We start from the raw sequence: 12915 nt of genomic DNA on the forward strand, positions 1-12915 counted from the left end.
CGCAGCCCGGCCAGCGAGCCAGCGCCACCAGCCACCGCGACCGCATACCAGGCGCCGCAGACCTCTGGACGCCGCTCGGAACCTTGCCTGCATCCGCTGCATGACTTCGTGCGTAAGGTTGTTGACGCAGATGCAAAAGACGCATCTGCCACATACTCCACCACTGGAGACTTGCCATGCGATACACATTGACCTCGAAAGCCCTGCCGATTCTGCTTGCCAGCATCCTCGCCAGTGCAGCGCATGGCGCCACGACGACAGTCCTGCAAGCCGATGAAGCGAAGAGCGAGGATGTCTTCGTCTACGAATTTGCGATTCCCGGCTTTTTCGGCATTCCGACGGCGGCGCGTGTGACGAACCTGGACAGCCAGACGCTGAATGAGCTGATTCCACCCCCTGTACCTTTCGGCAATTTCCTGGGGAGCAGCAACACCGTTCCCCTGATCGGCGCGCTGGGTGAGACGCGTGCCCACGATACCAGGTCGCTGTTGCGCTTCGATCTCGGCACACTGGGATTCTCCGCCGGGCAAATCCTGAACGCCAGGCTCAACCTCTTTGCCCTGCCGGGACTGGCACCGTTCGACAATCCGACAACGGGCAAACCAATCACCACCGAGTTGCACCGCGTCACCCAGGCCTGGGGGGAGACGACGGTGACCTGGGAAACACAGCCGACGGTCGCCGTAACATTCAGCTCAACGGTGCAGGAAGGCGTGAACCAGTGGGTATCTTTTGATGTCACCGGGCTGGTCCAGGACTGGTTGTCCGACCCGACCACCAACTTCGGAGTCGAACTGCTGCAGCCCGACATCGTGATCGCCGACTCGGGCAGGCCGATCGCTTCGCTGTACGCGTCTTCCGCCTCGGCCAACGCGGCGACCCGCCCATTCCTTGAAATCTCGGCCATACCCGAGCCATCGACATTTGCGCTGCTGGCGGGTAGTCTCGGCGTCGTCGGTTGGACCTCTCGACTGCGGCGAGGCGTTCGAGTTCGTATCGGCGACACCTGTGCCGGGCTGCTGTCGTAGCGAGCGGTATGCGCAACAGACAGGCTAGCACCTGCTGTCCGCCGCAAAAAAAGATGTCGCTACCACCACCCTTCATCGGCACCCCGGCGTGACCGGCCAACCCGCTGCCTGCAAGGACATCTCGGATGCCGTCAGCCGGCAGCCCTCCGAAGTTCTCGCCAAGGCGTTTGTCATGACAGTCCTGATCGGGCAGAATTCGTCCGATGCGGATACCGAAGCCCCTGAAATGAACGAAACCGACGATTTCGATGCCCCAACGAGCCCCGCGACCGACCAGACCAAACTGGCAGAAGGGCTGACATCGACACCGTGCATACCGGCTGACGAGGCACGCCTACAAGCCTGCATTGCCCGTATCGTTCATCAGGATGAGCAGGCGCTGGCCGAGTTGTACGAAGCACTGGCCGGCCGCGTCTATGGCTTGGCATTACGCATCACCCGCCAGGTGCAAACTGCCGAGGAGGTCACCGAGGACGCTTTCTGGCAAGTCTGGCGGCAGGCACCGCGTTTCGACTCTGCCCGTGGCAGTGTTCTGGCCTGGGTTCTGACCATTGCCCGCAGCCGTGCGCTCGACGCCCTGCGCCGCCGAGACCCGGCCGAAACACTTGACGAGGAGCAACATGCTGACCAGCGGGGAGCGGAAAACGATCCCCAGGATCTGCTGCTGGCCGTACAGCGGCAGCACCGCCTGCATGCCGCGCTGCAGGATCTTGATCCTCTGCCCCGGCAACTACTCGCACTGGCTTTTTTCCGGGACCTTTCGCACGAAGAGATTGCTTGCCAGATGTGTCTTCCTCTGGGTACGGTCAAATCCCATATCCGCCGCGCTCTTCTGCGCCTGCGCCGGTTGCTCGGCGCCGACGATCCCCGCACGCCAATGGTGACGCCATGAATCCCGAACAATTCTCCAATACCCCTGAGGACGACGGCGACAGCCGCACATTGACGCCTCTGATCTGCGAGGGACTGCTGCCGATCGAACTGCCTGCGCGCCAGCGTACCGACCTGCGCGACCGCTTGTTGCGCCGGGTCGGTGACAGCGTTCGTCGGCATTCCGGGCTGCTCACGGTTCGCACTGGCGACGGGATCTGGCGTACGGTGAAGGCCGGCGTCCGCACCAAGACCCTCTGGAAGGGTCCACAAGGCGCTTCGCTGCTGATCGAGCTGGCCCCTGGAGCCATGTTGCCGGTACATCGCCATTACCACCTCGAGGAAGGGATCGTCTTGCGCGGTGGTTTGCAACTCGGCGCACTGAACCTGGACCCGGGCGACTACCATGTTTCACCACCGGGCAGCCGGCATGCGCGCATTACGTCCCGTACAGGCGCTCTGGCCTATCTGCGCGGCACCTCGCTCGGACATACCAGCAGCCTATTCGGCGAGTTGCTCGGAGGCCTGATCCCGGGCAACGGGCCGGCCAGCCATACCGTGTTTGCTGGCGAAGGCGATTGGCACAGGATTGCCAGGGGTGTCGAGCAGAAGATTCTCTGGCGCGACGGCGACGTCATCTCGCGCTTCTTCCGCCTGGCGGCAGGAGCCTACCTGCCGGCGCATGCGCACCATTGCGAGGAAGAATGCATCATGCTGAGTGGCGACGCTTTCTTCGGCGATGTGCTGGTTCAGGCCGGCGACTTCCACCTCGCACCCGCTGGCAGCGAACACGGCGAGGTGCGCAGCGACCACGGCGCGCTGGCTTTCATCCGCGGCCGTGAGGTGCAGCCGTGCTCACCAGGACGGTGAGCCCGCGTTTTGTGATGATCAGCCGCTGGCGCCTGCAAACGACACGGGAACGCCTCTGGGAGCTGCTGATCAACCCGGTCAACTGGCCCGACTGGTGGCCATACCTGGCCAGCGTCAGCCATCTCGCGAACGGCGACCGCGATGGGATCGGTTCACAGCATGCTTTCCTCTGGCGAAGCGGCCTGGGATACCTGCTGCGAATCGTGATGACCACCCGGCGGGTGGAACGCTTGCGAGAACTCGAAGCTGCGGCTAGCGGAGACCTGCGCGGCATCGGGCTGTGGCTCATCGAGGAGGCCTCGGCCGATGCAGTATCTCTCACCTATCGATGGGACGTTGAACTGAGCAAACCCTGGATGCGTCTGTGGGTCCCCCTGTTGCGGCCGATCTTCGCCTGGCGGCACTTCGCGGTGATGGCCTGCGGCGCCCGCGGTATGGCCCGCCAGCTTGGCTGCCGACTGTCAGAGATCGAGGAGTGGTCGGTGATCTCGCCCGTCGACGAGGGCGTACCCGTCAGTTGAACGGGGGGTGGGGGAATTTCACTGGATGGCACCGACGAAGGCGGCGATGGTCGCCTGTGCCTCCTGCAGATGGAGCAGGCAGTCGTTCCACTGCATCTGTCCCAGGTCGAGTTCGTCGAGCAGGGCGGTCAGCTCGGCTTCATCCCCGGCAGATGCGTGACTGCCGAGCGCCGTATGCGCCGCCTGGTCGGCAAGACCGATCAGCGAGCAGAACACGCGTTCATCGCCGGCTGCCGCGGGGTCATGATGGTGAGCGATGGCGGCAATGTACTTCGCCGGCAGATCCCAGCGCTCGGCGACCATTTCGCCCACCTCGGGATGGGTGAACTCGAACAGCGTGCGCTCGGCTTCGAGACTGCTCATGGCCGAACCGCGTCCGAGTTCGAGCACCTGCCGATAAACGGATTCCGCCTGCACGGCGAAGATCAGCTTGCCGATGTCGTGCAGAAGACCGGCCATGAACGCCTCGTCGGCTACGCACCGCACCCGCGATGCGAGAAAACGTGCTGCGGTGGCCGTGGCGATCGAGTGTTTCCAGAAATCGACCAGGTTCAGTTGCTTGGTGCGGAAGGCATCGAAAGCACCAACCGAGATCAGCATCCCCTGCACATTGATGAAGCCGAGCAGACGCACAGCATCGGCGATGGTGGCCACACGGCGTGAGAACCCGAAGAATGCCGAGTTGGCAACCCGCAGGATCTTGGCCGAAATCGCCGGGTCATTCACCATCACCCGTTCAACTGCCCGAGCATCGATATTGGGATTCTGCATGACCTTGAGCGTTTGCAGGACGATTGTCGGCAAGGTCGGCACCTCGTAGACGTCGATCGGCCGCAAGCGCGCCAGCGGCTTCCCGGTCAGCTTGTTCGCATTCGGGGCAACGCCGGTCTCCAACAGGCTCGCCGACAGACCCGGATGGACCAGCTGGAAGACATGCATCGGGTGCGGCAGGTCACGCAGTCGCAGCATGCCCGTATCGTGCAGGCTGCTGCTGGCGGGCAAGGAATCGCGCACCAGCGTTTCGGTCTTCGAAGTCAGCAGGGTCTGCCCGCCGTGCGTCACCGCCAACAGGCGCGCCACACGGTTCACCGTCGTACCGAAGTAATCGCCATGACTCAGGTACGCCGGGCCGGTATGTAGCGCAACGCGTACCCTAAGCGCCGCACGTGTCGGCCACTTCTCGGCAGCGACGCTGGTCTGGATCTGGCAGGCCGCCCTGAGCGCTTCGGCCGCATCGTCGAAAGTGACACAGAAGGCATCGCCAACGGTCTTGAAGACGTAACCGCCGTGGCCTTCGATGGCCGACGAGAGCAGAATATTATGGCGCTGCAGGGCCACGCGCATGGCCACCGACTCGCGCTCCCACAGGCTCGTCGAGCCCTCGATGTCGGTAAACAGGAAGGTCACGGTAATCAGCGACGCATCGCCCAGGGTCATTTCTTCGAGTACCATTTGCAGCCTCGCTCCTTGGTCGGCGGGGAATCGATATGGACAAAACTCAGCGTCGGCGCGAGCCGCCGCCGAGGATCGAACCGAGAACGCCGCGAATGATCTCGCGACCCACCTGTGAGCCGATGGCACGCGCGGCGCTCTTGGCCGCCGTCTCGATCACCGAATCGCCGCCGCGTCCCCGGCCGCTGCCCGAACCACCGCCGAACAGGTCGCTCAGCCCTCCCAGCCAGCCGCCACCCGGCGCCGCTGGTGCCGCCTCGCCGGCAGGCGCGCCACCGTTCGGCTGCGTGGCGACAGCGCTTCCTTTGAGCTTCTCGTAAGCCGACTCGCGATCGATGACCTGCTCGTAATGCCCGTAAATCGCCGAACTCCTGATCACTGCCTGCCGCTCCTCGGGGGTCTGCGGACCGATTCGCGACGCCGGCGGCAGAATCAAGGCACGCTCGACGACGCTCGGCCGGCCGTGGCCGTCAAGGAATGAAACCAGCGCCTCGCCGACGCCGAGTTCGCTGATCGCCGTTTCGGCGTCGAACTTCGGATTCGCCCGCAAGGTTTGCGCGGCCGCCTTCACGGCTTTCTGGTCTCGCGGCGTGAACGCGCGCAGCGCGTGCTGAACCCGGTTGCCGAGCTGACCGAGAACGGTATCGGGAATGTCGAGCGGATTCTGCGTGACGAAGTAGATGCCGACACCCTTCGAACGGATCAGACGCACCACCTGCTCGATCTTTTCCAGCAATGCTGCGGGCGCTTCATTGAACAGCAGATGCGCTTCGTCGAAAAAGAAGACCAGCCTGGGTTTGTCGAGGTCGCCGACTTCCGGCAATTGCTCGAACAGTTCGGAAAGCAGCCAGAGCAGAAAAGTCGAATAGAGACGCGGCGAAGCCATCAGCTTGTCAGCAGCCAGAATGTTGACCACTCCCCGGCCATCGTCGGTCTGCATCAGGTCGGCAATGTCGAGCATCGGCTCGCCGAAGAAGATCTCACCCCCCTGCTCACCGAGGTTCAGCAAGCCGCGCTGGATGGCACCGATCGAAGCGGCCGAGACGTTGCCGTACTCGGTGGTAAAGCTCTTGGCGTTCTCACCGACATACTGGATCATCGCCCGCAGATCCTTGAGATCGAGCAGCAACAGACCGTTGTCGTCAGCGATACGAAACACCAGTTGCAGCACCCCAGCCTGCGTGTCGTTGAGATTCAGCAGCCGCGACAGCAGCACCGGCCCCATGTCCGAGATCGTTGCGCGCACCGGATGTCCCTGCGCGCCGAATACATCCCAGAAGGCGACCGGGCATTTCGCCGGCGCGTAGTCGGACACGCCGAGTGCGTCCAGGCGCGCCTGCAACTTTGGCGTCAGGCTACCGGGAGCGGCCAGGCCAGAGAGATCGCCCTTGACGTCAGCCATGAACACCGGCACGCCAATCGCTGAAAAACGTTCGGCGAGCAACTGCAGCGTGATCGTCTTGCCGGTACCGGTGGCGCCGGTGATCAGACCGTGCCGGTTGGCCAGGGCCGGCAGCAGGGCCAGATCGGTATCTTCGTGTCTGGCAATGAGCAAAGGGGTAACCATGATCGACTCCGAAAAGCGGTGGCAGGAAGGGATGACCGGAAGTGCTAGAATGCGGGGTTTGATTATCAACCATTTGCGGTCGGGTTTGTTGCACCGGGCAGCAGCCAAACCCGATCGGCAATCATCAGGGGTCAGCATGGCAGGACACTCCAAATGGGCCAACATCCAGCACCGCAAGGGACGCCAGGATGAGAAGCGCAGCGCATCGTTTTCCAAGATCGCCAGGGAAATCACCGTCTCCGCCAAGAGAGGCGGCGGCGACCCGTCGTTCAATCCGCGCCTGCGCCTGGCCATCGACAAGGGCAAAGGCGTCAACATGCCCAAGGACAAGATCGACAACGCGATCAAGAAGGGAACCGGCGAGATTGAAGGCGTCGAGTACATCGAAATCCGTTATGAAGGCTACGGCATCGGCGGCGCTGCGGTGATCGTCGACTGCCTGACCGACAACAAGACGCGCACCGTTGCCGACGTGCGCCACGCTTTCAACAAGTATGGCGGCAATCTCGGCACCGACGGTTGTGTCGCCTTCCAGTTCAGACACTGCGGGCAGTTGCTGTTTGCCCCCAGTACCGACGAAGCCGCGCTGATGGACGCGGCGATCGAGGCCGGCGCCGACGACGTCCTCTCCAACGACGATGGCTCGGTCGAAGTGCTCACCGCGCCGAACGATTACATGGCGGTCAAGGAAGCGCTCGAAGCCGCCGGTTTCAAGTCCGAATACGGAGGCGTGACGATGAAAGCCGAGAACGAGACGCCGCTTGGCGGCGACGAGTCGCTGCGCATGCAGAAGCTGATCGACGCCCTCGAAAGCCTCGATGACGTCCAGGATGTCTATACCAGTGTGGTGCTCGACGATTGAGCAGGCACGGCTTGCCTGAAATGGTATAGTCGCTCCGCCCCTGCGACGCCGACGGTTCAGCATGGGGCGCCGGCGGATTGTTCTCTTGCCGATTCAATCCGCGCTCCATCAGGGCGATCCCTCTCTGCTGCCTGCGCCTATGCAGCGCCAAAGTGGGCGACAGCCAGTGTGGCGAGATCGACCTGAATTCTGATCGTTCATTCTTGTTTCGGGAGCTTGGCCATGGAAAAAATCACTGCATCCGACATTCTGGAGCTGTCATCCTCCGCGGTTCCTTCGATCGTGCAAGGAATCGTGGACCATCAGCAGCTCATGGCAAGTGGAGGAATCGAGACTCCGCTCCGGATTTGTCATTTCATGGCCCAGCTCGCGCACGAGAGTGCGCACTTCAGAACGACCCGCGAGTTTGCCTCCGGCAACGCCTACGAGGGCAGGAAGGATCTGGGGAATGTGCAACCGGGAGATGGTCAACGATATCGGGGACGGGGCCTGATCCAGACCACCGGACGGGCGAACTATCGGGAAGCCCGTGACGACATCCGCAAGATCGTTCCCGAAGCGCCGGATTTCGAGCAACAGCCGATGGCTCTGGAACAATTTCCGTGGGCCTTGTTGTCGGCGGTTTCGTATTGGCGACGCCGGAATATCAACCGATTTGCCGACCGCGACGACATTCGCGCCGTCACGCGCGCGGTGAATGGCGGCTTCAATGGCTTCGAGGACCGCGAACGCTACTTGAGGAAAGCCAAGGCGATCTGGCTGGCGGAGAGTACGCCCACCGCCAGGAATCCGACACTCCGCCCGGGAGACTGCAACGATGCCGTCGTGGATCTTCAGAATGAACTGGTCGAGGCCGGGTATCGTCTCTGGGTGGACGGACATTATGGGGACCACACCAAGGAGGCCGTGCTTGATTTCCAGGCGCGGCACCATCTCACCGCGGACGGCGTGGTGGGTGCGCGAACCTGGGCCGCATTGAGAGCCTCTAGCGACTGAAATCCCATCATGCCACCCACTAGCAATCGACAGACCGCCCGTAAAATGCATTCGGGAACCTGGCCGAATGCCCGGCCTGCATGGGATTTCCGCGGTCTCCTGTGCCGCCAGGGCGGATCGTTCCCGGATGGCTTGGCCATGGGAGGCGGTTGACGGTGATCCCGGCAAGACTTTCCGGAGCAAAGCCGCGTTCGCTGGTGGTACACAGCATTCTTGCCGCCATCCTCTGCCAGGCATATGTCGCAGAAGCGCGGCCGGCTCGCTGCTCGACGAGCGACGAGGGCAATTTCAAGTGCGAGTTCCGTGCCACGGCGCGGGACGGCAGTTTTCAGATCTCGGCCCACGGGAAGCCGACTTACATCTTGAATATGGCGGAACCGGGACTCGCTTACGGTTTCCTCAATCTTGGCAAAGGCAATATTCCCTTGCCTGGCCGCTTCATTCGCAGCCCAACCGAAAAGGCGTGCTGGGAGAACGACGTGACATCGGCCCGGATTTGCGCGTGGTGAGCAGACCACCGTATGCCGTACGCGCGACGACACTTCCGCTCCGGTCCTGCGCCGCCCGCATCCGACACGGCAGGCCGGGGCCGCTTTCGTACAGCGACCCCCCGAAAGACCGGCGATGATACCGCCGGACAGGACGACCGGTGCGAGTGCCGGCGCACCAGCGCCTCGACTCGCCGAGACCTTACCGTGGAGGAAGAAGAGTATCCTTCGATTGCCGACAAGAAACCACTCCGACCAATGGACAGTTTCGATTCAAACAACGTCTAAAATTTAAAGGAAATAGCATGCGAAATTACGCCATCGATAGCGCCGAAGCCATTTCACGGCTCATAGCTGTTGCTCTACTCGCCGATGGTGCGCTTGACCACTGCGAACTGATGTCACTCGAAAAGCACGCGCTCTTCGAAAAGCTGCACATTGACCCCGAGACCCTCGATCGAGTAATCCATGAATTCTGCAATGACATGCTGCAGGTCGCGCGCCCTCCAAATGTCGGGCAGATCGAGCTTGATCGCGAACTGATCGATCACCTACTCGACGATATCCGCTCGCCCGAACTTCAGCAGCAGGTACTGAGCGCCGTACTCGACATCGTCAACGCCGACGGTTGCCTCAACCCCGGCGAAGCTCTTCTGATCTCGCTGGCGATGAGCCACTGGGGATTGGAACTGCAGAGGGTGACGCGAATCGAGGTACGAAAGGCACATCCCGTGCCGCTAGTCATCCCACAACAGTTTGGGTGAGCTTGCATGTCTTCGCCGGCCATTGGGAGTCCTGACCGTTCGGCAACTGAGGAGGCGGCACACTTCCCCGACATCCCGACATCTTCGCGGCCAGGAAGCAAAGGCTTTCTACAGACTGTATCCATCGGTCAAGGAGCGGAGGAGTAGTCTCTTCGAAGCGGTAGCCGACGCCCCAGACGGTGACTCAACATGCTGAAGCCAGCCGCCCACCTCCTCCTCGCACTTGTCCTCGCCGCTTGCGGCGAGGCCCCCGCACCCAAGGCCGCGGCGCTGGCCGGCAAGCCGGCGCTGACGGTGACTGCCGTCGCCCCGCAGAACGAAGACTGGCCGCGCACGCTGGCCGCCAACGGCAACGTCGTCGCCTGGCAGGAAGCGGTGATCGGTGCCGAGATCGCCAACTACCGCATCACCGCCGTCGACACCGACGTTGGCGATATCGTCAGGAAAGGCCAGGTGCTCGCCCGCATTGCCGACGATACGGTGGCCAGCGAAGCGGCCGAGGCGCGCGCCGCCGTCGCCGAACTGGAGGCGAGCGCTGCCGAGGCCAGGGCCAACGCCGTGCGTGCGCAGGAACTGCGCGAGAAGGGCTTCTACAGCGCCCAGTTGCATACCCAGTACCAGACCGCCGAGCACACCGCCAGTTCGCGCCTTGCCGCTGCCCGCGCCCGCCAGCAGGCAGCCGAGCTGAAGCTGGGCAAGACACGCGTGCTGGCCCCTGACGACGGCGTGATCTCGGCACGCGACGCGACGGTCGGCTCACTGACCCAAACCGGGCAGGAACTGTTCCGCCTGATCCGCGGCGGGCGCCTGGAATGGCGCGCCGAGGTGCCGGCCGCCGACCTTGCCCGCGTGGCGCCGGGCGGGGCGGCGACGCTGACCGGGCCGGATGGCACGGCAGTGCGTGGCAGCGTGCGTCGCGTCGCACCGAGCGTGGACCCGCAGACGCGCAACGGACTGGTCTTTGTCGATATTCCGGCGTCCGCCGCGGCCGTGCGCGCCGGCATGTTCGCGCGCGGCGAATTCGAGCTCGGCCGCGCCCTGGCCCTGACCCTGCCGCAGTCTGCGGTCGTCCTGCGTGACGGCTTCGCCTATGTCTTCCGCCTCGAGGGCGATGGCGAACAGGCGCGCGTCGCCCAGACCAAGGTCGCGACCGGGCGACGCGTCGGCGAGCGCATCGAGATCGTTTCCGGCCTCGACCCGCAGGCGCGCGTGGTGGCGACCGGTGGCGGCTTCCTCGCCGACGGCGACCCGGTACGCGTCGTGGCGGCTGCCGCGAAATGAACGTTTCGGCCTGGTCGATCCGTAACCCGATTCCGGCGATCCTCCTCTTCGTCCTGCTCACGCTGGCCGGCATCCTCGCCTTCCGGGCGATGAAGATCCAGCAGTTCATGGACATCGACCTGCCGACGGTGACCGTCACCGCGACGCTGCCTGGCGCCGCACCGGCGCAGATGGAGACCGAGGTCGCACGCAAGATCGAGAACTCGGTCGCCACCGTGCAGGGCATCAAGCACATCTATACCAAAGTCCAGGACGGCATGGCGACGGTGACCGTCGAGTTCCGCCTCGAAAAACCGGTTCAGGAAGCGGTCGACGACGTGCGCGATGCGGTCTCGCGCATCCGCTCCGACCTGCCTGGCGACCTGCGCGACCCGGTGATCGGACGCATCAGCGTCGCCGGAGCGCCGATCCTGACCTATACGGTGGCCTCGCAGCGCATGGACGACGAGGCGCTCTCCTGGTTCGTGGACAACACCGTCGCCAAGGCCATGCTCGCCGTGCGCGGGGTCGGCGCGATTGCCCGCGTCGGTGGAGTGACGCGCGAAGTCCGCGTCGAGCTCGACCCGGCCCGCCTGCTGGCGCTCGACGCCACCGCCGCCGACCTCTCGCGCCAGTTGCGCCGCGTTCAGCAGGAAGCCTCGGGCGGGCGCGCCGACATCGGCGGCATCGAGCAGTCGGTGCGCACCATCGCCACCGTGCAATCGGCCGAGGAACTGGCGGCGCTGGATATCGTACTTTCCGACGGACGCCGCATCCGCCTCGACCAGGTGGCGACGGTGTCCGATACGGTCGGCGAGCCGCGCTCGGCGGCGCTGCTCGACGGCCGGCCGGTGGTCGGCTTCGAGATCACGCGCAGCCGCGGCGCCGGCGAGGTCGAGGTAGCGGAGGGAGTGCGCAGGGCACTTCAAAAGCTGAACGCCGAGCACCCGGACATCACGATGACCGAGGCCTTCAACTTCGTCGACCCGGTGATCGAAAACTACGAGGGGTCGATGATGCTGCTGATCGAGGGCGCCATTCTCGCCGTCATCGTCGTCTGGCTCTTCCTGCGCGACTGGCGGGCGACCTTCGTTTCGGCCACGGCGCTGCCGCTGTCGGCGATCCCCACCTTCGCGGTGATGTACCTGATGGGATTCACCTTCAACGTGGTGACGGCGTTGTCGCTGTCGCTGGTGGTCGGCATCCTGGTCGATGACGCGATCGTCGAGATCGAGAACATCATGCGCCACCTGCGCATGGGCAAGACGCCGTTCCAGGCCGCGATGGAGGCCGCCGACGAGATCGGCCTCGCGGTCATCGCCACCACCTTCACGCTGATCGCCGTCTTCCTGCCGACCGCCTTCATGAGCGGCGTGGCCGGCAAATTCTTCGTCCAGTTCGGGTGGACCGCGGCCATCGCGGTGTTCTTCTCGCTGGTCGTCGCCCGCCTGCTGACGCCGATGATGGCCGCCTACCTGCTCGAGCCGGTCGCCGACAAGCCACTACCCGCCTGGCTGGTGCGCTACGAGGGCTGGGCGGCCTGGTGCCTCAGGCATCGGCTGGCGACGCTGTCCGCCGCGGCCGTCTTCTTCTTCGGTTCCTTCGCGCTGGTGCCGCTGCTGCCGACCGGCTTCCTGCCCGCCGACGACCTCTCGCAGACGCAGGTGCACGTGACCCTGCCGCCCGGCGCGACACTCGCCGAGACGGTTGCCGCGGCCGAGCAGGCGCGCGCCATCGTCAGCGCCAACCCGCACGTAAAGATGGTCTACACGGCCGTCGGCGGCGGCGCCTCGGGCAGCGACCCCTTCATGCCGCGCGGCGCCGCCGAGGTGCGCAAGGCGACGCTGACCTTGAACCTGACTCCGCGCGGCGAGCGCTCGGGCACCACCAAGCAGGATGTCGAGCGCCAGCTGCGCGAGGCGCTCGCCGTCATCCCCGGTGCCCAGATCAAGGTCGGCTTCGGCGGCTCGAGCGGCGAGAAGTACATCCTCGTGCTGGCCAGCGAGAACGGGCCCGTGCTCACCGAGCACGCCCGCCTCGTCGAGCGCGAGCTGCGCACCCTGCCCGGCATCGGCGCGGTGACGACGACGGCCAGCCTGGTCCGCCCCGAGCTGGTCATCCGCCCCGACTTCGCGCGCATGGCCGATCTCGGCGTCACCTCTGAGGCCATCGCCGACACGCTGCGCATCGCCACCGCCGGCGACTACGACCAGGACCTGGCCAAGCTCAACCTCGCC

Annotated in this window: 12 protein-coding genes; 10 read left to right on the forward strand and 2 right to left on the reverse strand. The window is 64.3% G+C overall.

The genetic code is table 11. From position 1 onward, the window contains the following. Positions 1-176: 176 nt before the first annotated feature. The 4 genes from AW06_RS00100 to AW06_RS00115 all read left to right on the forward strand — a co-directional run bounded on the left by AW06_RS00100 (position 177) and on the right by AW06_RS00115 (position 3289). On the forward strand, positions 177-1028 hold the full coding sequence (locus AW06_RS00100; protein ID WP_034943647.1) for a DNRLRE domain-containing protein: 852 nt from the start codon (positions 177-179) through the stop codon (positions 1026-1028). An 88-nt stretch (positions 1029-1116) separates the two neighbouring features. Then, positions 1117-1920 (forward strand): sigma-70 family RNA polymerase sigma factor, encoded by an 804-nt coding sequence (locus AW06_RS00105; protein ID WP_246148924.1) that lies wholly within the window; start codon positions 1117-1119, stop codon positions 1918-1920. Continuing rightward, complete coding sequence (locus tag AW06_RS00110; RefSeq protein ID WP_138678631.1) at positions 1917-2768, forward strand: cupin domain-containing protein; 852 nt, start codon at positions 1917-1919, stop codon at positions 2766-2768. Before AW06_RS00105 ends, AW06_RS00110 begins: the two co-directional genes overlap by 4 nt. Further along, positions 2750-3289: a hypothetical protein gene (locus AW06_RS00115; protein WP_138678630.1), complete on the forward strand. Its 540-nt coding sequence runs from the start codon at positions 2750-2752 to the stop codon at positions 3287-3289. The genes AW06_RS00110 and AW06_RS00115 overlap by 19 nt, the downstream gene beginning before the upstream one ends. Before the next feature lie 18 nt (positions 3290-3307). Here the strand turns inward: AW06_RS00115 and AW06_RS00120 are convergent, their stop codons facing one another. Both AW06_RS00120 and AW06_RS00125 read right to left on the reverse strand, forming a co-directional pair. Then, the gene (locus AW06_RS00120; protein WP_034943650.1) at positions 3308-4741 is read right to left on the reverse strand and encodes an HDOD domain-containing protein; all 1434 of its coding nucleotides are present in this window, start codon (positions 4739-4741) and stop codon (positions 3308-3310) included. A 46-nt stretch (positions 4742-4787) separates the two neighbouring features. Then, a complete protein-coding gene (locus tag AW06_RS00125; protein WP_034943652.1) occupies positions 4788-6308 on the reverse strand; it encodes a helicase HerA-like domain-containing protein in 1521 nt (506 codons plus the stop codon). Positions 6309-6444: 136 nt separating this feature from the next. Here AW06_RS00125 and AW06_RS00130 point away from each other — a divergent pair, with 136 nt between their 5' ends. The 6 genes from AW06_RS00130 to AW06_RS00155 all read left to right on the forward strand — a co-directional run. Beyond that, complete coding sequence (locus tag AW06_RS00130) at positions 6445-7170, forward strand: YebC/PmpR family DNA-binding transcriptional regulator (RefSeq protein WP_034943685.1); 726 nt, start codon at positions 6445-6447, stop codon at positions 7168-7170. A 222-nt stretch (positions 7171-7392) separates the two neighbouring features. After that, on the forward strand, positions 7393-8166 hold the full coding sequence (locus AW06_RS00135) for a peptidoglycan-binding protein (protein WP_046535828.1): 774 nt from the start codon (positions 7393-7395) through the stop codon (positions 8164-8166). Positions 8167-8321: 155 nt separating this feature from the next. After that, positions 8322-8675: a hypothetical protein gene (locus AW06_RS00140; protein WP_273704242.1), complete on the forward strand. Its 354-nt coding sequence runs from the start codon at positions 8322-8324 to the stop codon at positions 8673-8675. Between the two features lie 284 nt (positions 8676-8959). Then, positions 8960-9418, forward strand: a complete 459-nt coding sequence (locus AW06_RS00145) for a hypothetical protein (RefSeq protein WP_034943657.1) — start codon at positions 8960-8962, stop codon at positions 9416-9418. 189 nt (positions 9419-9607) lie between these two features. Next, entirely contained in the window at positions 9608-10699 is a 1092-nt protein-coding gene (locus AW06_RS00150) for an efflux RND transporter periplasmic adaptor subunit (protein WP_034943659.1), read from the forward strand. Further along, positions 10696-12915: efflux RND transporter permease subunit (locus tag AW06_RS00155; RefSeq protein WP_034943662.1), on the forward strand; the 2220-nt coding region annotated here is incomplete at its 3' end. The genes AW06_RS00150 and AW06_RS00155, both read left to right, overlap by 4 nt.

Source organism: Candidatus Accumulibacter cognatus (assembly GCF_000584975.1).
Taxonomy (GTDB): domain Bacteria; phylum Pseudomonadota; class Gammaproteobacteria; order Burkholderiales; family Rhodocyclaceae; genus Accumulibacter; species Accumulibacter cognatus.